Below are 24887 nucleotides of genomic sequence, written 5' to 3' on the forward strand. Positions count from 1 at the left end.
CGAAAGCACGCATTGAAAAGTGCCGGGACACCCAATTTCTACACCGCAGAAATAATTCTACAGTGTAGAATAAACTTTCGTCAAGTTTACAGCCGGATCCGCTCCGGCCGCCAGCCCGCATCGATGAAAGACAAACCCGCCCAGGGCCCGCGCGGCCTCGACAAGGACGCGATCGTCGCGGCCGCGCTCGCGCTGCTCGAAGACGTCGGCGAAGCCGCGTTCAGCGTCCGCAAGCTCGCGCAGTCGGTCGGCTGCGACCCGATGAGCGTGCTGTATCACTTCAAGTCGAAGGACGGCCTGAGCCGCGCGATCGCGAACGCGCTGTCGCGCTCGCTCGTGCCGGTCGACGATGCGCAGCCGTGGCGCGAGCGGCTGCGCGATCTCGCGCGCCAGTACCGCGCGCTCGCGCTGCGCCACCCTGCCGCGTTCGCGCTGCTGCAGCGCCACATGAGCACGGGGCCGGCCGACCTCGCGCACATCGAGGCCGTGCACCGCGCGCTGGTCGACGCCGGCATCCCGCGCGCGGCGCTGCCGTCGGTGTGCGTCGGCTGGTATGCGAGCGTGATCGGGCTCGCCGCCGCCGAGGCCGGCGGTCTCACGCGGCCCGCGAACGACGTCGAGCTGGAGGAAATGAACGCGCTGTCGGACACCGAGCATCCGCTCGTCAGGTCGGCCGCCCCGCTCTATGCGCAGCTCGATCCGGAGATCGTGCACGACACGATGCTCGACGTGCTGCTCGACGGCATCGCGAAGCGCGCGCACGCAACCTGACCGGCTGGCGCGCCGCCAATGAAAAAGGCGCCCCGAAGGGCGCCTTTTTCATCACGATTGCGGCGAACCGCGCTCAGTGCTGCTGCGCGAGGCCGATCTTCACCATCACCTGATCGACGATCTGTTCGGGCGTCAGCTCGATGCTGACCACGATCGCTTCGTCCGGGCCCGGCTCCTCGAGCGTGTCGAGCTGGCTCTTCAGCAGCGACGGATCGAAGAAATGGCCGGTGCGGGTCTTCAGGCGCTCGCGCAATACGTCGAACGAACCCTGCAGATACACGAACCGCACGTCGGTGTCGGTGCCGCGCAGCACGTCGCGGTACGAACGCTTCAGCGACGAGCACGTGAACACGGCCGTCTCGCCCGCGCGCTGCTTTTCCTCGATGGACTCGCGGATCGAGCGCAGCCACGGCCAGCGGTCGTCGTCGGTCAGCGGAATGCCGTTGTGCATCTTTTCCTTGTTCGCCGCGCTGTGAAACGCGTCGCCGTCGGTATAGCTGCACGACAGGCGTTCCGCCAGCATTTCGCCGATTCGCGACTTGCCCGCGCCCGACACGCCCATTGCGATCAGAATCATTGCCTACCCCTTGTTACAAAACCATGCTCAGCAGCAGCGTGAAGCTCAGGCCGAGCACCGAGATGATCGTTTCGAGCAGCGTCCAGGTCTTGAACGTCTGGCCGACCGTCATCCCGAAATATTCCTTGATCAGCCAGAAGCCGCCGTCGTTCACGTGCGAGAAGATCAGCGAGCCCGAGCCCGTTGCGAGCACTAGCAGTTCCGGACGGACCGCCGCGCCCGATGCCGCCGCGATCGGCGCGACGATGCCGCAGGCCGTCGTCATCGCGACCGTTGCCGAGCCCGTGGCCAGACGAATCAGCGCGGCGACGAACCAGCCGAGCAGCAGCGGCGACAGGTGCGCCTGCGTGGCGGTTGCGACGATCTGTTGCGAGATCCCGCTATCACGCAGGATACCGCCAAAGCCGCCGCCCGCGCCGACGATCAGCGTGATCCCGGCGATCGGTGCCAGGCACTCGCCGCAGAACTTCTGGATCTGATCGCGGTTGAAGCCCTGCAGCTTGCCGAACGTGAAGAAGCTCACGAGCACGGCGATCAGCAGCGCGACGTCCGAGTTGCCGGCAAAGCGCAGCAGGCTGTTCGGCAGCGTCTTCGGCGCGAAGACCAGGTCGGCCCAGCTGCCGACCAGCATCAGGATCACCGGCAGCAGGATCGTGAACAGCGTGATGCCGAAGCCCGGCAGCTCGCGCTTCTTGCCTTCGGTGTGCGTGTCGACGAATTGCGCGGCGAGCGGGTTGTTCTCCGGCAGCTTCACGAACTTCGAGATCGTCAGCGCGAACAGCGGACCCGCGACGATCGCGGTCGGCACGCCGACGATCAGGCCGAATGCGATCGTCTTGCCGATATCGGCGCCGTACTGCTGGACCGCGAGCAGAGCTGCCGGGTGCGGCGGGATCAGCCCGTGCACGACCGACAGGCCGGCCACCATCGGCAGGCCGACGACGAGCAGCGACTTGCCGGTGCGCTTCGCGACGTTGAACGCGATCGGGATCAGCAGCACGAAGCCGACTTCGAAGAACACCGGCAGGCCGACGATGATCGCGACGAACATCATCGCCCAGTGGATGTTCTTTTCACCGAACCAGTCGATCAGCGTGGTCGCGATCCGCTCGGCGCCGCCCGATTCGGCCATCATCTTGCCGAGCATCGTGCCGAGGCCGACGACGATCGCGATGTGGCCGAGCGTATTGCCGTTGCCCGTCTCGAACGACTTGACGATCTTGTCCATCGGCATCCCGACCACCAGGCCGAGGCCGAGCGACACGATGATGAGCACCAGGAACGGATAGATCTTGAACCGCGCGATCATCACGATCAACGCCACGATCGCGATCACGGTATAGATGAGCAGCATGCTGCCTTGGACAGCCCCCATGTGGACTCCTCCTTGGGATTATTCGAACCGGGCGGATCGTTGCGAGTATGCCCGGCTGTACAGGTCTCCGAAACAGCGGGGAGACCCCCACCGTCAGGACGCTGAATTTTACTTATCTTTACGGTCCGCGGATAGAACCGGTTCCATCAGCAAAAACCCTCGGTAAAACAAGCACTAAGCGCTTGCTTTCCGAGGGTCAAACCGTCATTCCGTACAAGTCTTAACGGGGCAGCTGGCTCGCGGCTTGCGCGAGGCGCGTGACTTCGGCCCAGTCCTGCGCGGCGAGCGCCGCCTTCGGCGTGAGCCACGAGCCGCCGACGCACACGACGTTCGGCAGCTTCAGGAAATTCGGCGCGGTGTCGACCGTGATGCCGCCCGTCGGGCAGAACTTCAGCGCAGGGAACGGGCCGTGGAACGCCTGCAGCATCGGCACGCCGCCCGCCTGCTGCGCGGGGAAGAACTTCACGATCTCGTAGCCGAATTCGAGCGCCTGGATGATGTCGCTCGGCGTCATCACGCCCGGCAGCAGCGGCAGGCCCGCGTCGAGCGACGCGAGGTGCAGGTCCTTCGTCAGGCCCGGCGACACGCCGAACTTCGCGCCGGCCTTCTTCGCCTGCGCGCAGTGCTCGGGCTTCGTGATCGTGCCGACGCCGACGACGATGTCGTCCGCGAGCTGGCTCGCGCGCTGGATCGCCTCCAGGCCGGCCGGCGTGCGCAGCGTGATCTCGAGTACCTTCACGCCGCCCGCGTGCAGCGCGCGCGACACGTGCTCGCCCTGCTCGACCGAGTCGAATGCGAGCACCGGAATGACCGGGCCCAGCTTCACGATTTCAGCAATCGTCTTCATCAAATTCGCTCCTTGAAATTCATGCGTCGACGCGGACGGCCGTTTCGCCGACCAGCGTCCCGAAAACCGATGCGCCCTGCTCGGCCGGCGCCGCGGCCGCGCGGAACACGCCGAACAGTTCGCGCCCGAAACCGACCTCGTTCTCGGCCTGGTGCAGCGGCTGCGCGACCGGACGCGCCTGCCACTCGGCGTCGTCGACCTCGATGTCGAGCACGCCGGCTTCCGCGTCGATCACGAGCGTATCGCCCGTCTTCACCTTGCCGAGCGGGCCGGCCAGCAGCGCTTCCGGCGACACGTGGATCACCGCCGGCACCTTGCCCGACGCGCCCGACATGCGGCCGTCGGTGACGAGCGCGACGTGGAAGCCCTGATCCTGCAGCACGCCGAGCAGCGGCGTCAAACGGTGCAGCTCGGGCATCCCGTTCGCGCGCGCGCCCTGGAAGCGCACGACCGCGACGAAGTCGCGCTTCAGCTCGCCGCGATCGAACGCTTCCTGCACGGCTTCCTGCGAATCGAACACGATCGCGGGCGCCGTCACCTTGCGGTGCTCGGGCGCGACCGCCGAAATCTTGATCACGCCGCGGCCGAGCCGGCCCTGCATCAGGCGCAGGCCGCCGTCCGGCTGGAACGGGTCGCCGATGCCGCGCAGCACCTTCGTGTCATGGCTCTCGGCCGCGCCATCGACCCACGTGAGCTTGCCGTCGATCAGCTTCGGCTCCTTCGTATAGTGCGACAGCCCGCGGCCGGCAACCGTCGTCACGTCCTCGTGCAGCAGGCCGCCTTCGAGCAGGTTGCGCACCAGGAACGCGACGCCGCCCGCCGCGTGGAAATGGTTCACGTCGGCCTTGCCGTTCGGGTAGATCTTCGCGAGCAGCGGCACGACGGCCGACAGTTCGTCGAAATCGTTCCAGTCGATCAGGATGCCGGCCGCGCGCGCGATCGCGACGAGGTGCAGCGTGTGGTTGGTCGAGCCGCCCGTCGCGAGCAGCGCGACGATCCCGTTGACGATCGCCTTCTCGTCGATCACATGGCCGATCGGCGTGTAGCGGCCGCGCTCGACGGTCAGGTCGAGCACGCGGCGCGCTGCCTCGGCCGTCAGCGCGGTGCGCAGCGGCGTGTGCGGATGGACGAACGCCGAACCCGGCAGGTGCAGGCCCATCAGCTCCATCAGCATCTGGTTGCTGTTCGCGGTGCCGTAGAACGTGCAGGTGCCGTGGCCGTGATACGCGGCCGATTCGGCTTCGAGCAGCGCGTCGCGGCCGACCTGGCCGGTCGCGAACTGCTGGCGGATCTTCGCCTTGTCGTCGTTCGACAGGCCGCTCGTCATCGGGCCGGCCGGCACGAAGATGGTCGGCAGGTGGCCGAACTGCAGCGCGCCGATCAGGAGGCCCGGCACGATCTTGTCGCAGATGCCGAGGCAGAGCGCCGCGTCGAACATGTTGTGCGTGAGCGCGATCGCCGTGCCCATCGCGATCGCCTCGCGCGAGAACAGCGACAGCTCCATCCCCGGGTTGCCCTGCGTGACGCCGTCGCACATCGCCGGCACGCCGCCCGCGAACTGCGCGACCCCGCCGTTCTCGCGCGCGGCGGCCTTGATGATGTCGGGGAAATCCTTGTACGGCGCATGCGCGGACAGCATCTCGTTGTACGAGGACACGATGCCGATGTTCGGCTCGCGGATCGTCTTGATCGCGAACTTGTCGCTGCCCTCGAGGCCCGCGAAGCCGTGCGCGAGGTTCGCGCAGGACAGCGCGCCGCGCGCCGGGAACTTGCCCTGCGCGCCGTCGATGCGGTGCAGATAGGCGGAACGGGTCGATTGGCTGCGGGCGATCACGCGTTCGGTGACCTTCGCCAGAGTGGGGTGCAGCGACGTCATGCTGGGCGCTCCTGTATGCCGGCCGACACCGGCGGTTGGAATCGTGGGGACGGTCGAGTGCATCGACTGAACGAAGCAAGTCTAGTAGAAAAACTACAAGCACGCAATGCGGATCGATTCACTCGCAACCCTCGTTCCCGCCACCAGCAAGACGATGCCTAGTGAAAACCCTAATTACACTCACCGCCACCGCGCCAGAGGCACTGCAATAACGCTAGTATTTCCATGTAGATTTTCTACAATTCGATTGCGATACACTCGCTCATCCGAACCCGATTTCCAGCCACTGCCCCATGCTGCCTCGCATTGAAGCGATCCGCGCCGAGCTGCGCCCGTCCGAGCGCAAGCTCGCCGACTACATTCTCGCCGCGCCGCGCGAGGTGCTCGATCTCGCGATGACCGAGCTGTCGACGCGCGCGGGCGTCAGCCAGCCGACGATCGCGCGCTTCTGCCAGGCGCTCGGCTGCAGCGGCTTTCGCGAATTCAAGATCCGGCTCGCGCAGAGCGTCGCGCCGGGCGTGTCGTCGGTGTATCGCGACGTCGAGCCCGACGAACCGGCGCCCGGCATCATCGGCAAGGTGTTCGACCGCACGATCGGCGCGCTGATCGAGGTGCGCAACAGCCTGTCCGCGGGCAGCGTCGCCGATGCGATCGCGCTGCTGTCGAACGCGTCGCGGATCGAGTTCTACGGCGCCGGCGGCTCGGGCATCGCCGCGCAGGACATCCAGCACAAGTTCTTCCGGCTCGGCGTGCCGAGCGTCGCGTATTCGGATCCGCACACGTTCTCGATGTCGTCGGCGCTGCTCGGGCCGCACGACGTGGTCGTCGCGATCTCGAACACCGGGCGCACGCGCGACATCGTCGACGCCGCGCGCTCCGCGCTCGCGTGCGGCGCGAAAGTCGTTGCGATCACGCAGAGCCATTCGCCGCTCGCGAAGCTCGCGACGGTGAGCCTCGCGTCGAACGTCGCCGAGGAAACGGACGTGTTCTCGCCGATGACATCGCGGATGTCGCATCTCGCGATCGGCGACATCCTCGCGGTCGGCGTCGCGCTGTCGCGCGGCCCCGCGCTGATGGAACGGGTCGGCCGCGCGAAGGAAGCGATCACGCGCCGGCGAATCGACGACGGCACGAAGGATTGAAAAAACCGCGCAGAACCGCGCGTAAACGAACAACGGCGCCCCGAAGGGCGCCGTTGCGCATGGATCGGTGCCGGCAGCCTCGCCGGCCGCACCGCTCAGAACGGCTTGATCACGACCAGCGCGACCGCCGCGAGCATGCCGAGTACCGGCAGTTCGTTGAACACGCGATACCACTTGTCGGTGCGGCGGTTCTCGCCACGCTCGAACACCCGCAGCAGGTGCCCGCAGTACGCGTGGTAGATGACGAGCAGCAGCACGACCGTCACCTTCGCATGGATCCAGCCCTGCCCCTGCCCGATGCCGATCGCGAGCCAGAGCCACAGCCCGCAGGCCAGCGCCGGCACCGCGATCATCGTCATGAAGCGAAACAGCTTGCGCGCCATCAGCAGCAGGCGTCGCACCGCGGCCGGATCGGTTTCCATGGCCAGGTTCACGTAGATGCGCGGCAGGTAGAACAGCCCCGCGAACCACGCAGCGATCAGAACGATATGGAACGTCTTGACCCAGAGCATTGCCATCGGTTTGTGCGCCTCGCTTTACTGGCGGCCTTCGCCGTGCCCGAGCACGACGTACTTCAGCGACGTCAGCCCTTCCAGGCCGACGGGGCCGCGCGCGTGCAGCTTGTCGTTCGAGATGCCGATTTCCGCGCCGAGGCCGAATTCGAAGCCGTCCGCGAAGCGCGTCGACGCGTTGACCATCACGCTCGCCGAATCGACCTCGCGCAGGAAACGCATCGCGCGGTCGTGATCCTCGGTGACGATCGCATCCGTGTGATGCGAGCCGTATTGGTTGATGTGCTCGATCGCGGCGTCGAGGCCGTCGACGACCTTGATCGCGAGCACCGGCGCGAGATATTCGGTGTGCCAGTCTTCCTCGGTCGCATCGACGAGCGGGCCGACGCCCGCGTCGGCGAGCACCGCGCGCGCGGCCGCGTCGACGCGCAGCTCGACCTGTTTGTCGCGGTACAGCTTGCCGAGCGGCGGCAGCAGCTTCGCCGCGATGCCGCTCGCGACGAGCAAGGTTTCCATCGTGTTGCAGGTGCCGTAGCGGTGCGTCTTCGCGTTGTCGCAGACGGTCAGCGCTTTGTCGAGATCGGCGCGATCGTCGACGTACACGTGGCAGATGCCGTCGAGGTGCTTGATCATCGGCACGCGCGCCTCGTTGATCAGGCGCTCGATCAGGCTCTTGCCGCCGCGCGGCACGATCACGTCGACGTATTCGGTCATCGTGATCAGCTTGCCGACCGCCGCGCGATCGGCGGTTTCGACGACCTGCACCGCGTCCTGCGGCAGACCGGCCGCCGCGAGCCCTTCGCCGATCAGCTTCGCGAGCGCCGTGTTCGATTCGAGCGCTTCGGAGCCGCCGCGCAGGATCGTCGCGTTGCCCGACTTCAGGCACAGCGCGGCCGCGTCGATCGTCACGTTCGGGCGCGACTCGTAGATGATGCCGATCACGCCGAGCGGCACGCGCATCTGGCCAACCTGGATCCCGCTCGGGCGGTACTTGAGGTTGCCGATCTCGCCGATCGGATCGGCCAGCGATGCGACCTGGCGCAGGCCTTCGACCATCGTCTTCAGCGCCTTGTCCGACAGTGTCAGGCGGTCGACGAACGCCGCATCGAGCCCTTTTTCGCGGGCGCGGCCGACGTCGCGCGCATTCGCGTCCTTCAGCACCTGTGCATCGCGTTCGATCGCGCGGGCCACGGCGTCGAGCGCCGCGTTCTTCGCGGCCGTGCTGGCGCGCGCCATCGCGCGGGAAGCGTGCCGGGCGCGACGGCCCAGGTCGGTCATGTACTGATCGATATCCATCGTGTGACTCGAGAAGCAAGCCGCGCTGGGCGGCATGAATTCGTGGGGAAGCGAGGGGCGGCCATCCGCGGGTGGCCATCCGTGGGGCGCGGCGGCCGGAAGGCCGCGCCGCGGACGGTCGCCCCGGCTTTCGAAGCATTGTAAGCGGGTTGCGCAGCGCGCGCTGAAGGCCCGAACGGGACTTAGCGTCGCACGCGACCCGCGGTCGGCGGTCGCTCGCCGCGCGCGCCCGCGACCGTCATCGCGAGCTGGAACAGCCCGTCCCACGGATCGGGCGGCGGTTGGTCCTGCGTGCGGCGGCCCGGCACGACGGCCGTGAGCCCCTTGACCTGCCGGTCGAGCTGCGCGGCGAACGCGAGCGCCTTCTCGAGCACGGGTTCCGACACGCGGTTCAGCGCGGGGCCGATCAGCCGCTCGCGCGGGCCCCACACGCGGTTCTCGCGCAGCAGCGTCGCCAGCGGCTTGCCGGCCGTCGCGCCGCGCTTGATCCGCAGCAGCGTGCGCAACTCCTCGACGACGGCCCACATCACGAGCACGATCGCCTCGCCCTCGCCCTTCAGCCCGTCGATCATCCGCGCGAGCCGCGCGGCGTCACCGGCGAGCATCGCTTCGTTCAGCTTGAACACGTCGTAGCGCGCGACGTTCAGCACCGCATCGTGCACCTGCTCGAACGACAGCGCGCCCTGCGGATACAGCAGCCCGAGCTTCTGGATTTCCTGGTGCGCGGCGAGCAGGTTGCCTTCGACGCGCTCCGCGATGAACTGCAGTGCGCGCCGCCCGTCGTCGCCGGCCGCGACGCGCTGACCCTGCATCGACAGGCGCTGACCGATCCAGTTCGGCAGTTGCGCGCGGTCGACCGGATCGATCTTCAGCGCGACGCCGCCGTTCTGCAGCGCGGTAAACCACGCGGATTTCTGCGTGGCCGCGTCAAGGCGCGGCAGCGTGACGAGCATCAGCGCATCGGGATTGGCGGTGGCCGCGAGCGTCTTCAGCGCGTCGGCGCCTTCCTTGCCGGGCTTGCCCGACGGAATGCGCAGCTCGATCAGCTGGCGCTCGCCGAACAGCGACATCGCCTGGGTCGCGCCGAGCAGCACGCTCCAGTCGAAGCCGCGCTCGACCGTATGCACCGAACGCTCGGTGAAGCCGGCCGCGCGCGCGGCCGCACGAATGCGGTCGCATGCTTCCTGCGCGAGCAGCGGCTCGTCGCCGTAGACGGTATAGAGCCCGGCCAACCCCTTCGCGAGGTGCGGCTCCAGCGCATCAAGTCGCAATTGCATCGGTGCGTGCGCCGTCGATCAGAGCGGTGGCGGCGGCAGCGGCGCGCGCGGCGCGACGCCCGGCACCACGTCCTCCGGCGCCGGCGTCAGCGAGTGGACGATCGCGAGACGCCGCATCAACTGGTCGACCGCATCGTTCTGCATGTCGCCGAACAGGATGTCGGCTTCCTGCGCCTTCGCGTTCGTGTACTGGTCGCTGTACGTCATCGCACGGTTCAGCGCGATCACGCTCGGCGGGATCAGCACGGTGCCGTCCTTGCTCGTCAGCGTGTAGTTCAGCGTATAGAACAGCGCGTATTCCTGCGCCGAACCGTACTTGTTGAGCGTCAGCGTGTTCTGGCCACGCGACTCCCACATGCGCAGCACGGCGTCGGCGTCATCCGCCGACTTGACGATCTTCGTGTCGCTGCCGGCCTCGACGAGGCGCGTGAGCCGCGCCTCGACAGGCGCCGGCGCGCCGGCCACCAGCAGGTGCTTGAACGCATAGTCCTGCTGGCCCCGCAACTGGAAGCCGCATGCCGACAGCGCAACCGCGCTGCCGACGAGCATCAAAAACGATCTGCGGATCACCTTCGCTCCTTCTGGGTACGTCCGACGGCCGGCGGCCGTCAGACGACGATGTTCACGAGGCGGCCCGGCACGACGACGATCTTCTTCGCCGGCTTGCCGTCGCTGAACTTCGCGAACGCGTCGTCGGCCACCGCCGCGGCTTCGATCGCCTCGCGGCTTGCGTCCTTCGCGACCTTCAGCGCGCCGCGCACCTTGCCGTTCACCTGCAGCACGAGCTCGATCTCGGCCTGCTCGAGCGCGGCCTCGTCGACCTTCGGCCACGGTGCGTCGAGCAGCGGGCCGAATTCGCCCGCGTAGCCGAGCGCCTTCCACAGCTCGAACGTGACGTGCGGCACGACCGGGTACAGCACGCGCAGCAGCACGCCGTACGTTTCGCGCAGCACGCCGGGCGTCGCGCCCTTCGCGCCGTCGACCGCGTTCAGCATCTTCATCGCGGCCGACACGACCGTGTTGTACTGCAGGCGCTGGTAGTCGAAATCGGCCTGCTTCAGCACGCTGTAGATCTCGCGGCGCAGCGCCTTGTCGGCTTCGCCGAGCGCGGCCGCATCGAAGCCCCCGCGCGCGGCGAGCGCTTCGCGGTTTGCGTAACCGAAGCTCCATACGCGGCGCAGGAAGCGGCTCGCGCCCTCGACGCCGGCACCCGACCACTCGAGCTGCTGCTCGGGCGGTGCGGCGAACATCGTGAACAGGCGCGCGGTATCGGCGCCGTACAGGTCGATCAGCACCTGCGGATCGACGCCGTTGTTCTTCGACTTCGACATCTTCTCGATGCCGCCGAGCACGACCGGCTGGCCGTCCGCGTCCAGCGTCGCGCCGACCGGGCGGCCCTTGTCGTCGTGCGTGACCGTCACGTCGGCCGGGTTGTACCAGGTCTTCTTGCCCGATGCGTCTTCGCGGTAGAACGTCTCGTTCAGCACCATCCCCTGCGTGAGCAGGTTCTTCGCCGGCTCGCCGAACTTCACGAGGCCGAGGTCGCGCATCACCTTGGTCCAGAAGCGCGAATACAGCAGGTGCAGGATCGCGTGCTCGATGCCGCCGATGTATTGATCCATCGGCATCCAGTAGTCGGTGCGCGCGTCGACCATCGTCTCGGCGTCCGGCGCCGTGTAGCGCGAGAAGTACCACGACGAATCGACGAAGGTATCCATCGTGTCGGTTTCGCGCTTCGCGGCCGCGCCGCACTTCGGGCACGTGCAGTTCAGGAACGCTTCCGACTTCGCGAGCGGGTTGCCCGAGCCGTCCGGCACGAGGTCTTCCGGCAGCACGACGGGCAGATCTTTCTCCGGCACCGGCACGTCGCCGCACGACGGGCAGTGGATGATCGGGATCGGCGTGCCCCAGTAGCGCTGGCGCGATACGCCCCAGTCGCGCAGGCGCCACGTGACCTGCTTGTCGCCGAAGCCGCCGGCCTTCAGGTCGGCCGCGATCGCGTCGACCGCCGCGCCGTATGCGAGGCCGTCGTACTTGCCGCTGTTCACGCAGACCGCGACTTCCTTGTCGCCGTACCACTCCTGCCACGCGTCGAGCGAGTACGTCTGGCCTTCGGCCGCGATCACCTGCTTGATCGGCAGATCGTATTTCTTCGCGAACGCGAAGTCGCGCTCGTCGTGCGCGGGCACGCCCATCACCGCGCCTTCGCCATAGCTCATCAGCACGTAGTTGCCGATCCACACCTCGACGGGCTCGCCCGTCAGCGGATGCGTGACCGAGAAGCCCGTCGCGACGCCCTTCTTCTCCATCGTCGCGACGTCGGCCTCGGCGACGCCGCCGCGCTTGCATTCGTCGATGAACGCCAGCAGTTCGGGCTTGTCCTGTGCGAGGCGCGTGGCGAGCGGGTGCTCGGCCGCGACCGCGCAGAACGTGACGCCCATGATCGTGTCGGCGCGCGTCGTGAACACGCGCAGCAGCTTCTTCTCGCCGTCGAGTTCGTACGGGAAGCCGAAGTTCACGCCGAAGCTCTTGCCGATCCAGTTCTGCTGCATGATCTTCACGCGCTCGGGCCAGCCGAGGCCGTCGAGATCGTTCAGCAGCTCATCCGCGTACTGCGTGATCCGCAGGTAGTACATCGGGATCTCGCGCTTCTCGACGAGCGCGCCCGAACGCCAGCCGCGGCCGTCGATCACCTGCTCGTTCGCGAGCACGGTCTGGTCGACCGGGTCCCAGTTCACGGTGCCCGTCTTCTTGTACGCGATGCCCTTCTCGAGCATCTTCAGGAACAGCCACTGGTTCCACTTGTAGTAGTCGGGCTTGCACGTTGCGATCTCGCGCGACCAGTCGATCGCGAGGCCCATCGACTGCATCTGGCCCTTCATGTAGTCGATGTTGTCGTAGGTCCACTTCGCGGGCGGCACGCCGTTCGCCATCGCGGCGTTTTCGGCCGGCATCCCGAATGCATCCCAGCCCATCGGCATCAGCGTGTTGTAGCCGTTCATCCGCAGATAGCGGTACATCACGTCGTTGATCGTGTAGTTGCGCACGTGACCCATGTGCAGCTTGCCGGACGGGTACGGCAGCATCGACACGCAGTAGAACTTCGGCTTCTGCGAATCTTCCTTCGTCTTGTAGGCATCGGCTGCGCGCCAGTCGCCCTGGGCGGCGGCTTCGACGTCGGCGGGTACGTATCTCTCGTGCATGGTGTGGTTCGGACTAGGCTTTAAGCGGCGCGACGGCTCGCGCGCAGGAGTGGATCGAAAATCGTGCTTGCCCGGCGGACCTGCAGGTTCGCTGTTGCCGGACCTGTTCGCGGTTTCCGGGCATTTTCCGGGTAACCCGCAGCATGCCCGGGTAGCCTGGAAAATTCCGGGTTACCTGAAAAAGCCTGCCAACCGGGAAAAACGATGATTATACCGCCCGCGCCGGCCCGTTCGGCCGGTCTCGCGGCGGTCGGCCGATCCCGCGGCGGGCGCGGACCGGCCGGAAGAACCGCTCAGCGGTTCGCCGGCACGGCAGACGGCACGGCGGAACCGCCCGCCTGCGGCGGCACGTCGGTCACGAAGCCGATCCGCGTGAGGCCCGCGGCCTGCGCGGCACCCATCACCTGCGCGATCACGTCGTAGCGCGTCGCGCGCGACGCACGCAGCCGCAGCTCGGGCGGCGCGCCGCCCGCGGCGGCGGCCCGGAAGCGCGCGGGCAGCGCGTCGAGCGCAACCGGCGCGTCGTCCCAGTACAGCTTGCCCGCGTCGTCGATCGACAGCGTGACGGATTGCGGCGTGTCGCGCGCGACGCTGGCCGCGACCTTCGGCAGGTCGAGCCGGATCGCGTGCGTCATCAGCGGCGCGGTAATGATGAAGATGACGAGCAGCACGAGCATCACGTCGATCAGCGGCGTCATGTTGATCTCCGCCATCGGCGCGGAGGTCTTGTGGTGCTCGAGTCCGCCGAATGCCATGGTTGTTCCTCCCGGGCCGGCGCGTCAGGCGCCCTGCGCGCACACGAATACGTGCAGGTCGCGCGCGAAGCCGTCGAGTTCCTCGGCGAGCTGCCGCACGAGCCGCCCGAGGATGTTGTAGGCCAGCACGGCCGGAATCGCGACGACGAGCCCGAATGCGGTCATGATCAGCGCCTCGCCGACCGGCCCCGCGACGTTCTCGATCTGCGCCTGCCCGCTCGCGGCGATGCTGCCGAGCGCGTGGTAGATGCCCCACACGGTGCCGAGCAGCCCGACGAACGGCGCGGTGCTGCCGATCGACGCGAGCAGCACCTGGCCGAATTCGAGACGCCGCTGCGAGCGCAGCATCGCGTGGCGCAACGCGCGCAGCACGCGTTCGCTGCGCTCGACGCGCGCGGCCAGCGTGGCCGGATCGTGGTCGTCGACCGCATCGCGCGCGGCTTCGGCGAGCGGCGCGAACACGCGCTCGCGATCGGCGCCGGCAAGCGCGGCGATGCCCGCGTCGAGCGACGGCGCGCGCCAGAACGCGGCGAGCGCGCGCGGCCCCTGCCGCTTCGCGCGGACCAGCAGCCAGGTTTTCATGAAGAGAAAGCACCAGCTGGCGACGGACATCGCCAGCAGCACATAGGCAACGGCGTGCGTGATCGCATCGCCGCTTTCGAGGTAGTGGACAACGCCGGTGGGAATCGCCATCGGAGTTTCCCCGTTGGGTGTCAGCGCAGGCCGAGCACGTCCTGCATGTCGAACAGGCCGGCGCCGCGCGCCGACAGGAAGCGGACCGCGCGCAGCGCGCCCTGCGCGTACGACACGCGGCTCGACGACTTGTGCGTGATCTCGATGCGCTCGCCGATCCCGGCGAACAGCACGGTGTGATCGCCGACGATGTCGCCGCCGCGCACCGCGGCAAAGCCGATCGACGACGGATCGCGTTCGCCCGTCACGCCGTGGCGGCCGTACACCGCGCAATCGTCGAGCGAGCGCCCGAGCGCGCCGGCGACGGCTTCGCCCATCATCAGCGCGGTGCCCGACGGCGCGTCGACCTTGTGGCGGTGGTGCGCCTCGATGATCTCGATGTCGTAGCCGTGCGAGAAATGCTTGGCCGCGAATTCGAGCAGCTTCAGCGTGACGTTCACGCCGACGCTCATGTTCGCCGCGAACACGATGCCGATCTTGGCCGCGGCGGCCTGCAGTTCGGCCTTTTGTTCGGCGGTGAAGCCGGTCGTGCCGATCACGAGCTTCACGTCGTGGCGCAGCGCGGCCTCGACGTGCGCGATCGTGCCTTCCGGGCGCGTGAAATCGATCAGGTAGTCGGCCTGCGCGAACACGGCGTCGAGGTCGTCGGTCAGCTTGATCCCGGTTTCCTTGCCGAGGAACGCGCCGGCGTCCTGGCCGAGGAACGGCGAATCGGCGCGGTCGAGCGCGCCGACGAGCTGTGCGTCGGGATCGTTGAGAACGGCTTCGATCAGCATCCGGCCCATTCGGCCCGATGCGCCGGCAATCGCAATCTTCATGGCTTTCTACACGACAGGTCTAAAGGCGGGCGGCGCAAGCCGCCCCGTTTCCGCACGCCGGCCGCTTACTGCGACTGGGCCGGCGCGGTGAGCGGCTGGTTCTGCAGCGTGTCCGAGCCTTGCGGGCCGACCGGCGGCGACGCCTCGCTCGACGCGTTCGGCTGCGGCGGACGATGGAACTGGAACTGCGGCTGGATCGCCGGCACCGCGCCCGGCGGCTGGCCGCCCGGCACCGGCGCACCGCCGGAAGCCTGCGTGGACGGCGTGAAGCGGCGCGCGTTCGAGCCCTGACCCGACACCTGGTTGGTCGCGCGGTTCGCCGCGCGTGCGGCCTGCGCGTTCGCATCCTGGTCGACCACCGCGCCGGACGCCGGCACGGCGGACGGGCTGGCGACAGCCTCCGCCGCAGGCGCGCTCGCCGCTTGCGCAGCGCGCGCGGCAGCCGCCTCGGAAGCGGCCTTCGCCGCCGCGGCCGCCTTCGCCTTCTTGCCGCCGCGATCGCCGTCGATATCGGCCAGCAGGTCGAGCTCGGACGGCAGGTTCTCGGCGCCGGTCCAGCCCGCGAGGCGATCGCCCGAGAAGGTCACGACGAGATCGCGCTGCTGGACGATCGCCGTCGAGCCGCGCTTGAAGTAGAAGAGGTAATCCCAGCGGTCGGCGTGGAACATGTCCGCCAGCAGCGGCGTGCCGAGCAACGCGCGCACCTGCTCGCGCGTCATGCCGACCTGCAGTTGTGCGGCCTTCTCCTGCGACACGAAGTTGCCCTGCACGACGGTGATCCGATAGGGCGTGATGCTCTGCGCGATGCGCTGCGTCACGCTGTCGTACGACGAACAACCAGCCAGCGCCGCAACGGCGGCGGCAGCGATGATGGCACTCCGCATGCGACTCCTCTGAAAGTGCGAAAGCGTTTCTGGGATCATTTCCTTCACCGTGCTGGCCCGCGTCGCAGGCCGCGCGTATATCTGGAACGGCGAAAAGCCGGTAACATTGAAGCCCTGCATTGTACTCTAGGGATGCCTAGCCATGACCAATCCGACGGATCTCAAGAATATCGGGCTAAAGGCCACCCTACCGCGCCTCAAGATTCTCGAGATCTTCCAGCAGAGCCCCGTGCGCCACCTGACGGCCGAAGACGTCTACCGGAACCTGCTCAACGAGCAGCTCGACATCGGGCTCGCCACCGTCTACCGCGTGCTGACGCAGTTCGAGCAGGCCGGCCTGCTTACGCGCAGCAACTTCGAATCCGGCAAGGCCGTGTTCGAACTGAACGAAGGCTCGCACCACGACCACCTCGTGTGCCTCGATTGCGGCCGCGTCGAGGAATTTTTCGATGCCGAGATCGAAGGCCGCCAGCAGGCGATCGCGAAGGAGCGCGGCTTCCGGCTCCAGGAGCACTCGCTCGCGATGTACGGTTCCTGCACGACCGAGAACTGCCCGCACCGCAAGCACTGAATCGCGCCACCCGCGCACGAAGCACGGCCCGGCCGGCATCTCGCCGCCCGGGCCGTGTTCTTTTTCGGGATCGTGACGCGCGCCGCGCGCAGGCCGGCTCGAGAACCTTACGAAAGCCCTTCGCCGCTCGCGCGAAACCGGCGCCGGGAACCGGGCACCTGCTGCGCGCCGCGTCAGGCCGTGCTCGCGCAGGCCGGCTCGAACTCGAGCGCCCACGCACGATCGAGCGGAATCTCGTCGCAGTTCGGCTGCGGGCCGCCGCGATCGACGATCACGAAATCGCTGACCGCGTCGAGCGCGAGCAGCGGATGGTGCCAGACGCCCTTCGCATAGTTCACGCCCTGCCAGCCGACGGCCAGGAACGCGCGCATCGCTTCGGGCCTGAATTCGCCGGCCGGCGCGACGACGACCGCGTAGCGCGACACGGCCGCGAGCGGGATGAACGCCTGGCTGCCGTGCGGATGGCGCTCCATCAGCGTGACCGCGACCGGCAGCGCGCGCGGCTGCGCGCGAAACACGCTGACGAGCGGCCGGCCGCCGTCCGCACAGACGTCGATCGTCGCGAGATCGTGGAAACGCTCGGTCGTACCCCCGTTGATCGGGAAATGCCGCGCGCCTTCGAGCGCGATCACGTCGCCGAACGGCGCGAACGCTTCGCGGGTCAGGCGCTCGACGCGCAGGATATGGGGTCCGCTCATGCCGTCGCCCTCCTTCAAGCCGGCTCGCCCCACAGACGCAGGCGCGACACGCCGCCGTCCGGGAAGATGTTGAAACGCACGTGCGTGACGGGACCGAGCGCCGCGAGCTGGTCGAACGTATGCACGTGGTCCATCGACAGCTTCTGCTCGCCGAGCAGTTCGGCCCAGAACATCGCCTGCGTGACCAGCGAATCGTCGGTGCCGCCCGCGACCCGCGCGGCCTGCAGCGAACAGCGGTCGGGGAAGTTGCCCTTGAAGAACGCCGTGTCGACTTCGATGCGCCGGATGATGCCCGGCCGTGCGAGCGCGACGATCGCCCAGTCGTTGCCGGGCTCGCGGCGACGCCGAGTTTCCCAACCGTCGCCCATGTTCGCACCGCGCCCCGGCATCAGCATCTGCGAAGCCGGGCCGAAGTGCTGGTTGTTCGCGGCCACCAGATAACCGCCGTTCTCGATCGCCGCGAGATCGACGAGTTCGCCGGCCGGCACATGGCGCCAGTCGCGCTGCGGCTGGCCGTACACGCGCAGCCGCGCGAGCCCGCCGTCCGGATACAGGTTCACGCGCAGGTGCGTGACCGGCTGCGCGTCGTCGACGCTCACGTAGTGATGCGAATTGCCCTGCAGCGTCGTCGCGGGGACGATCGTGCGCCATTCGGCATCGTCGGGCGGCGTGTCGCCGTCGGCGACGCATGCCTCGATCGACGCGGCCGGCGGGAAGTTGCCGGTGAAGTGGCTCGTATCGAGATCGACGCCGAAAATCACGCCCGGCCGCGCGAGCCGCACCACGCAGAAGTCGTGGCCGGTCGTGCGCTTGCGGCGCGTTTCCCAGCCGTCCATCCACTTGCCGTGGTCGTCGTACTTGCCGGGGATGAACACGGCCGGCTCGGGGTTCAGCATGCGCTCTTTCGGCGCGAAGAATTCGTCGCTCGCAAACAATGCCTGCGCGCCGAGGCGCGGGTCGGCGAGGTTCATGTAGCGCCGCGTGAAGGCCGGCGCGTTCGGATCGAGGATGGGGGCTGCCATGTCGTCTCCTGTCGATGAGAGTTGGCGCTTTAGCGCTTACTCTCATCCCATGCTTCGCGGTCGATGAGAGTTGGCGCTTCAGCACCTGCTCCCGTCCCGTGCAAAGCAATTTCTGATTGAGTTCCGGCGCATCGAGGCGCCGGCCGCATGTAATTCGATCGCGCGGGACGACCGGGGGCAAAGCCGCCCCGCGCGACAAGCCGCGCTCAGAGCGCGTGGGCCTGGTCGCCGGCGACCGGCGCCGCGCGGCCTTCCTCTTCGGCCGGCACGTAGCGCAGCTCGCGGTTCAGCACGCGCTTCGCGCGGACCTTGTCGATATCGTTCTCCCACACCGCGACGACGACCGTCGCGACGCAGTTGCCGATCAGGTTGGTCAGCGCGCGGGCGATGCCGACGAACCAGTCGACCGGCAGGATCAGCACGAGGCCGAGCACCGGAATCGCCGGGATCGCCGACAGCGTCGCCGCGAGGATCACGATCGCCGAACCGGGAATCCCGTGCGCGCCCTTCGACGTGACGAGCGACACGAGCAGCACGACGATCAGGTCATGCGTCGACAGCGGCGTGTTGGTGGCCTGCGCGATGAACAGCACGGCGAGCGTCAGGTAGATCGAGAAGCCGTCGAGGTTGAACGAATAGCCGGTCGGGATCACGAGGCCGACCGTCGAATCCTTGACGCCCATGTATTCGAGCTTGCGCATCACCTGCGGCAGCACCGCATCCGACGACGCCGTGCCGAGCACGATCGACAGTTCCTCGCGCAGGTAGCGGATCAGCTTGAACACCGAGAAGCCCGCGAGCCGCATCACGATGCCGAGCACGACCGTGACGAACACGAAGCAGCTCAGGTAGAACACCGCGACCAGGTAGCCGAGCTGCTTGAGCGACGCGACGCCGTACTTGCCGGTCGTGAACGCGATCGCGCCGAGCACGCCGAGCGGCGCGAGCTTGATGATGAAGCCGATGATCCGGAAGAACACGTGCGACAGTTCCTCGATCAGCGAGTTGACGCGCTGCGCGTTGTCGCCGAGCAGCGACAGCGCGGAGCCGAACAGCACCGCGAACACGAGGATCTGCAGGATGTCGCCCTTCGCGAACGCGTCGATCGCGGTGTCGGGGATGATCTTCATCAGGTAGCCGGCGGTGTCCTTCAGGCTTTCGGCGTTCTTCGCGTACGACGCGAGCGACGACGCGTCGAGCGAATGCAGGTCGATGTTCATCCCGACGCCCGGGCGCGTGACCCACGCGAGCACGAGCCCGATGCCGAGCGCGAGCGTCGTCATGATCTCGAAGTAGATGACGGCCTTCAGGCCGACCCGGCCGACCTTCTTCAGGTCGCCCGCGTTGGCCATCCCGCTGACCACGACGCAGAACACGATCGGGCCGATGACCATCTTGATGAGCTTCAGGAAGCCGTCGCCGAGCGGTCGCAGCGACTCGGCGAAATGCGGGAAGAACGCGCCGAGCGCGACCCCCAGGATCAATGCGACGACTACCCGGCCAAACAGCGAATTGAGGAATTTCGACACGGCGCTCTCCCGATCCAACGGTTGCAGTTTCGTCTGTTCATACTGGTAAGACCAGTGATGTTATGGTGGATAGTAGGAAGCCGATATAGTGACGTCAAGGACGGACAAAATAGGGATTTCCCTTCCCCTTCGCATGCGTCCGGCGGGGCCCGAAAGCGGGCCTGATCGTGGCTTTCCCGTAGTGCGGTCGTGCACTGCGCCCGTGCGGATTACAATGCCGGTCAGACCGGCCATCGCTCACATCATGAAAAATGTTCCGCATACCGTGACCGACGCCGCCATCGCGACGATCCGCGACCGGATCGAGGCAGGCGTTTATCCGGTCGGCAGCCTGCTGCCGGCCCAGCGTCAGCTCTCCGAGGAGCTGGAGATCAGCCGTGCGTCGCTGCGCGAGGCGCTGTCGACGCTCGAGGCGCTCGGGATGCTGCGCATCCGCGCGGGCAAGGGCGTATACGTCGAAAGCGCGCAGGCAACGGCCGCGCAAGCCTGGCAGTTTGCCGAGCAGTCGTCGCCGCCCGATACCTACCAGATGCGCTACGCGCTCGAAGGGTTCGCCGCGCGGATGGCCGCGCGCGTGGTCAGCGACGATGACATCGCGTGGTTCGAGGATAATCTCGCCGACCTGCGCGTCGCGCTGACCGAAAGCGCGCTCGACGAGGCGTCGCAGCTCGACTTCGACTTCCATATGCGGATCATCCATCTCGCCGGCAACGCGGCGATCGAATCGATCCTGCGCAGCAGCGCGGACATCATGAAGGAAAGCCAGCGCATGCCGTTCTACCGGCGCGAGCTGCTGCTGTCGACGTGGCACGAGCATCGCGCGATCGTCGATGCGCTGATCGCGCGCGATGCGGCCGCCGCGGGCAGCGCGATCGAAACGCACATCGCGAACGCCGCGCAGCGCGCGGGCATCTTCTTCCCGACGCCGGGCGCCTGACGGCCGTGCGGCGCGCGCCGCACGAGCATCACACCGCTGCGACCGGATTCGCGTCGATCACGAAAAAAGCACGCGCTGCCGCCGGACGATCACGCGGCCTCGCCCGCGAAATCGATCAGCACCTTCATCGCGCGCTGCCGGTCGCCGGCCAGTTCGAACGCGAGGTTCGCGTCGCGCATCGGGAACACGCGCGTGATGGCCGGCCGCAGGTCGACGCGCGCCGCGTTGATCAGTTGCACCGCGAGCGCGAACTCCGCATGGAAGCGGAACGATCCGCAAATCGACAACTCCTTCGCGACCACGACGTTCTGCGGCAGGCTGACATCGCCGCCGAGCCCGAGCTGCACGACGACCCCGCGCGGACGCATCACGTCCAGCCCGTCGCGCAACGCGCGCGCATTGCCCGAACACTCGATCATCACGTCGAACGTGCCCTTGTCGGCGCCGTAGCGCGCGACCCATCCGGCATCGGCCGCCGCATTGATCGTACGGTCGGCGCCGAGCGCGCGGGCCACTTCCAGCGGCGCCTCGACGACATCGGTCGCGACGATCTCCGCCGCACCGTGCACGCGCGCCGCCGCGACCGCCAGCACGCCGATCGGCCCGCAGCCCGACACGAGCACGCGCTTGCCGATCAGCGGGCCCGCGCGCGACACCGCATGCAGCCCGACCGCGAACGGCTCGGCGAGCGCCGCGAGCGACAGCGGCACGTGATCGGCGACCTTCACGCACTGCGCCGCGTCGCACACGAGCGCGTTGCGAAACGCACCCTGCACGTGCGGCATCCGCATCGCACTGCCGTAGAAGCGCATATCCAGACACTGGTTCGGCAAGCCTTCGAGGCAGTAGCGGCACGCCCCGCACGGCCGGCTCGGATTGACCGCGACGCGATCGCCGACCTTCACCGACGTCACGTCCGGCGCGACCGCCGCGACCGTGCCGGCAACCTCGTGGCCGAGCACCATCGGCTGCTGCAGCCGGATCGCACCGAACCCGCCGTGCCGGAAATAATGCAGGTCGGACCCGCAGATGCCGCCCATCGCGACATCAACGCGCACCTGGCCCGGGCCGATCTCGCCCGCATCCTGTTCCTCGACCCGCAGGTCGTTCGGCCCGTGGATCACGACACACATGCAACGCATCCGCATGACCTTCCTCCCTATACGGCGCTGGTCAAGCCGCCGTCGACGAACAGCGTCTGGCCGTTGACGAAATCGGATGCGGCCGACGCAAGGAAAATCGCCGCGCCGCACAGCTCATCGACACGCCCCCAGCGGCCGGCCGGCGTGCGCTTGCACAGCCAGTCCGAGAACGCCGCGTCGTCGACCAGCGCGCGATTCAGCTCCGTTTCGAAATAGCCGGGCGCGAGGCCGTTCGCCTGGATGCCGTGGCGCGCCCAGTCGGCGCACATCCCTTTCGTCAGCATCCGCACCGCGCCCTTCGACGCCGCGTACGGCGCGATCGTCGGCCGCGCGAGTTCGCTCTGCACCGAGCAGATGTTGATGATCTTGCCGCGGCCGCGCGCGATCATGTGACGCGCAACGGCTTGCGCGACGTTGAACACGCCGTCGAGATTCACGCGCATCAGCGCATGCCAGTCGTCGGGCTCGAATGCGTCGAGCGGCGCGCGGCGCTGGATGCCCGCGTTGTTCACGAGGATGTCGATCGCGCCGACGCGCGCCTCGAAGTCGTCGATCGCCGCGCGCACCTGCGCATGCTCGGCGACGTCGAACACCGCGTGGTCGGCCGCAAAGCCTTCGTCGCGCAAATGGCGCGCGAGCGTCGCGGCCTTCTCTTCATTACGATCGTTGATGACGATCGCCGCGCCGGCTTCCGCTAGCCCGCGGGCGAGCGTCAGCCCGATCCCGCGTCCGGAACCCGTGATCAGTGCGCGGCGGCCGTCGAGACGGAACCGTTCAAGTGCGTTGGTCATGCATGTCTCCTCGTGCCGGTGGAGCCGGCTGCCCGTCGCGGCCGGTCTCGCGTTGACGGTATCTTCGGCTGCCGGCCCGATGCCGCGCCAATGGTCTTTTTTGATCCGGTTATCATGAAATCTGATTACCGCGCTCTCCCGCCCATGGAACTCAAGCAATTGCGCGCCTTCGTCACGCTCGCGGAAGAGCTGCATTTCGGGCGCGCCGCGCAGCGCCTGTTCATCGTACAGCCCGCGCTGAGCATGCAGATCAAGGCGCTCGAGGAAGAACTCGGCGCGCGGCTGTTCGAGCGCGACCGCCACAAGGTCGAACTGAGCGACACGGGGCGCGTGTTCCTGCCGGAAGCGCGCGCGACGCTGCAGCAGGCCGCGCGCGCGGAACAGATGGCGCGGCTGTCGAGCCGCGGCGAGATCGGCACGCTGCGGATCGCGTTCGTGTCGTCGGTGCTGCCCGCTCTGCTGCCGGCCGTGCTGCGCACGATGCGCGAGCGTTATCCGCTGATCGCGCTCGAACTGAAGGACATGCCGACGCCCGACCAGATCGCCGCGCTGCGCGACCGGCGGATCGATTTCGGGATGATCCGGCTGCCGGCCGCATATGCGGGCATCGACACGCGCGTGGTGCTGGAAGAAGGCTTCGTCGTCGCGCTGCCGCTCGACCATCCGCTCGCCGCGCACGACACGATCCCACCGACCGCGCTGCGCGGCCAGCCCGCGTTCGTGCTCGCGCGCCGCTACGCGCCCGGCTTTCACGACGACATGCTGCTCGCGCTGAGCCGCGCGGGCACGACGCTCGAATTCGCGCAGGAGTTCGGGGAATTCACGACGATGCTTGCGCTCGTCGCGGCGGGGATGGGCATCGGGCTGATCCCGGCGGAGGCCGCCAGCGCGCTGCCGCCGAACGTGCTCGCGCGGCCGCTCGACCTGGCCGGCTACCGCACCGGAATCGGCCTCGCGTGGACCGACCTCGACAGCCCGCTGAAGCGTGCGTTCGTCGACGCGCTCGAGCAGGTGACGGCGGACAGGCGATGACGCAGTCGGGGCAACAAAAAAGCCCGGCCGGAAAACCGGGCCGGGCTCGTTCGCCGCGCGTGCCGCGTTGCCGCGGCCGCGCAACGTGCGGGATTACTTCGCGTTCGCGAACGCGACAGCCGTATCCAGCATGCGGTTCGAGAAACCCCACTCGTTGTCGTACCAGCTCGACACCTTGACGAGACGGCCCGACACCTTGGTCAGCGTCGCGTCGAACGTCGACGAAGCCGGGTTGTGGTTGAAGTCGATCGACACCAGCGGTGCGTCGTTGTAGCCGAGGATGCCCTTCAGCGCGCCTTCCGATGCTTCCTTCATGATCGCGTTGACTTCCTCGACCGTCGTGTCGCGCTTCGCGATGAACGACAGGTCGACGATCGACACGTTGATCGTCGGGACGCGGATCGCGTAACCGTCGAGCTTGCCGTTCAGTTCCGGCAGCACGAGGCCGACGGCCGAAGCAGCGCCCGTCTTCGTCGGGATCTGGCTGTGCGTGGCCGAACGCGCGCGACGCAGGTCTTCGTGATAGACGTCCGTCAGCACCTGGTCGTTCGTGTACGCGTGGATCGTCGTCATCAGGCCGGTTTCGAGGCCGATCTTGTCGTTCAGCGGCTTGACGAGCGGCGCGAGGCAGTTCGTCGTGCACGATGCGTTCGAGATGACCGTGTGCTCGGCCTTCAGCACGTTGTGATTCACGCCGTAGACGATCGTCGCATCCACGTCCTTGCCGCCCGGCGCCGAGATGATCACCTTCTTCGCGCCACCCTTCAGGTGCGCGCTCGCCTTTTCCTTGGTCGTGAAGAAGCCCGTGCATTCCATCACGACGTCGACGCCGAGCTCGCCCCACGGCAGTTCGGCCGGGTTGCGGTTCGCCAGCACGCGGATCTTGTCGCCGTTCACGACGAGGTAGTCGCCGTCGACCGACACTTCGCCCGGGAACTTGCCGTGCGCGGTGTCGTACTGGGTCAGGTGCGCGTTGGTCTTCGCATCGCCCAGGTCGTTGATTGCGACGATCTCGAGATCGTGCTTCTTGCCGTTTTCATAAAACGCGCGCAGCGTGTTGCGGCCGATACGGCCGTAGCCGTTGATTGCGACGCGAATCGTCATGGTCTATCTCCTGATGGCTGAAAAAATTCGTTTCG

General features: G+C 67.6%; 24 protein-coding genes. 5 read left to right on the top strand and 19 right to left on the bottom strand.

Going from position 1 to position 24887, the window contains the following annotated elements; all coding sequences use genetic code 11:
- Window positions 1-123 precede the first annotated feature (123 nt).
- Entirely contained in the window at window positions 124-771 is a 648-nt protein-coding gene (locus tag DM992_RS00685) for a TetR/AcrR family transcriptional regulator C-terminal domain-containing protein (RefSeq protein ID WP_111015308.1), read from the top strand.
- A 73-nt stretch (window positions 772-844) separates the two neighbouring features.
- Here DM992_RS00685 and DM992_RS00690 read toward each other — a convergent pair whose 3' ends face one another.
- The 4 genes from DM992_RS00690 to edd all read right to left on the bottom strand — a co-directional run bounded on the left by DM992_RS00690 (window position 845) and on the right by edd (window position 5446).
- Window positions 845-1348 (bottom strand): gluconokinase, encoded by a 504-nt coding sequence (locus DM992_RS00690; RefSeq protein ID WP_111015309.1) that lies wholly within the window; start codon window positions 1346-1348, stop codon window positions 845-847.
- A gap of 13 nt (window positions 1349-1361) precedes the next feature.
- Window positions 1362-2723: a GntP family permease gene (locus DM992_RS00695; protein ID WP_111015310.1), complete on the bottom strand. Its 1362-nt coding sequence runs from the start codon at window positions 2721-2723 to the stop codon at window positions 1362-1364.
- A gap of 220 nt (window positions 2724-2943) precedes the next feature.
- Entirely contained in the window at window positions 2944-3570 is a 627-nt protein-coding gene (gene eda / locus DM992_RS00705; protein ID WP_034182721.1) for a bifunctional 4-hydroxy-2-oxoglutarate aldolase/2-dehydro-3-deoxy-phosphogluconate aldolase, read from the bottom strand.
- Window positions 3571-3589: 19 nt separating this feature from the next.
- Window positions 3590-5446, bottom strand: a complete 1857-nt coding sequence (gene edd / locus DM992_RS00710) for a phosphogluconate dehydratase (protein WP_111015311.1) — start codon at window positions 5444-5446, stop codon at window positions 3590-3592.
- A gap of 293 nt (window positions 5447-5739) precedes the next feature.
- Between edd and DM992_RS00720 the strand changes: the two genes are divergently transcribed.
- Window positions 5740-6588 carry a MurR/RpiR family transcriptional regulator gene (locus DM992_RS00720; RefSeq protein WP_027783542.1) on the top strand — a complete coding sequence of 283 codons (849 nt, stop codon included), beginning with the start codon at window positions 5740-5742 and terminating at the stop codon, window positions 6586-6588.
- A gap of 95 nt (window positions 6589-6683) precedes the next feature.
- Here DM992_RS00720 and DM992_RS00725 read toward each other — a convergent pair whose 3' ends face one another.
- The 9 genes from DM992_RS00725 to DM992_RS00765 form a co-directional block, all read right to left on the bottom strand.
- A complete protein-coding gene (locus DM992_RS00725; RefSeq protein ID WP_095211718.1) occupies window positions 6684-7106 on the bottom strand; it encodes a CopD family protein in 423 nt (140 codons plus the stop codon).
- A gap of 18 nt (window positions 7107-7124) precedes the next feature.
- The gene (locus DM992_RS00730; RefSeq protein WP_111015312.1) at window positions 7125-8396 is read right to left on the bottom strand and encodes a glutamate-5-semialdehyde dehydrogenase; all 1272 of its coding nucleotides are present in this window, start codon (window positions 8394-8396) and stop codon (window positions 7125-7127) included.
- Window positions 8397-8578: 182 nt separating this feature from the next.
- Window positions 8579-9673: a DNA polymerase III subunit delta gene (holA, locus tag DM992_RS00735; protein ID WP_111015313.1), complete on the bottom strand. Its 1095-nt coding sequence runs from the start codon at window positions 9671-9673 to the stop codon at window positions 8579-8581.
- 18 nt (window positions 9674-9691) lie between these two features.
- Window positions 9692-10243, bottom strand: a complete 552-nt coding sequence (gene lptE, locus DM992_RS00740; RefSeq protein ID WP_111015314.1) for an LPS assembly lipoprotein LptE — start codon at window positions 10241-10243, stop codon at window positions 9692-9694.
- 38 nt (window positions 10244-10281) lie between these two features.
- Entirely contained in the window at window positions 10282-12876 is a 2595-nt protein-coding gene (gene leuS / locus DM992_RS00745) for a leucine--tRNA ligase (protein WP_111015315.1), read from the bottom strand.
- 293 nt (window positions 12877-13169) lie between these two features.
- On the bottom strand, window positions 13170-13631 hold the full coding sequence (locus tag DM992_RS00750) for a biopolymer transporter ExbD (RefSeq protein ID WP_111015316.1): 462 nt from the start codon (window positions 13629-13631) through the stop codon (window positions 13170-13172).
- Between the two features lie 24 nt (window positions 13632-13655).
- Window positions 13656-14324: a MotA/TolQ/ExbB proton channel family protein gene (locus tag DM992_RS00755; protein WP_111015317.1), complete on the bottom strand. Its 669-nt coding sequence runs from the start codon at window positions 14322-14324 to the stop codon at window positions 13656-13658.
- A 20-nt stretch (window positions 14325-14344) separates the two neighbouring features.
- Window positions 14345-15142 carry a 4-hydroxy-tetrahydrodipicolinate reductase gene (gene dapB / locus DM992_RS00760; RefSeq protein WP_111015318.1) on the bottom strand — a complete coding sequence of 266 codons (798 nt, stop codon included), beginning with the start codon at window positions 15140-15142 and terminating at the stop codon, window positions 14345-14347.
- A gap of 65 nt (window positions 15143-15207) precedes the next feature.
- The gene (locus DM992_RS00765; protein WP_111015319.1) at window positions 15208-16026 is read right to left on the bottom strand and encodes an outer membrane protein assembly factor BamE; all 819 of its coding nucleotides are present in this window, start codon (window positions 16024-16026) and stop codon (window positions 15208-15210) included.
- A gap of 142 nt (window positions 16027-16168) precedes the next feature.
- Between DM992_RS00765 and fur the strand changes: the two genes are divergently transcribed.
- On the top strand, window positions 16169-16597 hold the full coding sequence (gene fur, locus DM992_RS00770) for a ferric iron uptake transcriptional regulator (protein ID WP_011350926.1): 429 nt from the start codon (window positions 16169-16171) through the stop codon (window positions 16595-16597).
- Window positions 16598-16770: 173 nt separating this feature from the next.
- Here the strand turns inward: fur and DM992_RS00775 are convergent, their stop codons facing one another.
- The 3 genes from DM992_RS00775 to DM992_RS00785 form a co-directional block, all read right to left on the bottom strand.
- Entirely contained in the window at window positions 16771-17295 is a 525-nt protein-coding gene (locus DM992_RS00775) for an ureidoglycolate lyase (RefSeq protein ID WP_111017755.1), read from the bottom strand.
- 14 nt (window positions 17296-17309) lie between these two features.
- Window positions 17310-18317 (bottom strand): allantoicase, encoded by a 1008-nt coding sequence (gene alc, locus DM992_RS00780; RefSeq protein WP_111015320.1) that lies wholly within the window; start codon window positions 18315-18317, stop codon window positions 17310-17312.
- 206 nt (window positions 18318-18523) lie between these two features.
- The gene (locus DM992_RS00785; protein WP_111015321.1) at window positions 18524-19846 is read right to left on the bottom strand and encodes a C4-dicarboxylate transporter DctA; all 1323 of its coding nucleotides are present in this window, start codon (window positions 19844-19846) and stop codon (window positions 18524-18526) included.
- A gap of 214 nt (window positions 19847-20060) precedes the next feature.
- Between DM992_RS00785 and DM992_RS00790 the strand changes: the two genes are divergently transcribed.
- Entirely contained in the window at window positions 20061-20783 is a 723-nt protein-coding gene (locus tag DM992_RS00790; protein WP_111015322.1) for an FCD domain-containing protein, read from the top strand.
- A gap of 89 nt (window positions 20784-20872) precedes the next feature.
- Here DM992_RS00790 and DM992_RS00795 read toward each other — a convergent pair whose 3' ends face one another.
- Complete coding sequence (locus DM992_RS00795) at window positions 20873-21931, bottom strand: L-idonate 5-dehydrogenase (protein ID WP_111015323.1); 1059 nt, start codon at window positions 21929-21931, stop codon at window positions 20873-20875.
- 11 nt (window positions 21932-21942) lie between these two features.
- Window positions 21943-22716: an SDR family NAD(P)-dependent oxidoreductase gene (locus DM992_RS00800; RefSeq protein WP_111015324.1), complete on the bottom strand. Its 774-nt coding sequence runs from the start codon at window positions 22714-22716 to the stop codon at window positions 21943-21945.
- Between the two features lie 144 nt (window positions 22717-22860).
- Between DM992_RS00800 and DM992_RS00805 the strand changes: the two genes are divergently transcribed.
- The gene (locus DM992_RS00805) at window positions 22861-23748 is read left to right on the top strand and encodes a LysR family transcriptional regulator (RefSeq protein ID WP_111015325.1); all 888 of its coding nucleotides are present in this window, start codon (window positions 22861-22863) and stop codon (window positions 23746-23748) included.
- A gap of 93 nt (window positions 23749-23841) precedes the next feature.
- Here DM992_RS00805 and gap read toward each other — a convergent pair whose 3' ends face one another.
- Entirely contained in the window at window positions 23842-24852 is a 1011-nt protein-coding gene (gene gap, locus DM992_RS00810) for a type I glyceraldehyde-3-phosphate dehydrogenase (protein WP_010091320.1), read from the bottom strand.
- Between the last annotated feature and the right edge of the window lie 35 nt (window positions 24853-24887).

Source organism: Burkholderia sp. JP2-270 (genome assembly GCF_003233675.1).
GTDB classification, from domain to species: Bacteria; Pseudomonadota; Gammaproteobacteria; order Burkholderiales; family Burkholderiaceae; genus Burkholderia; species Burkholderia pyrrocinia_C.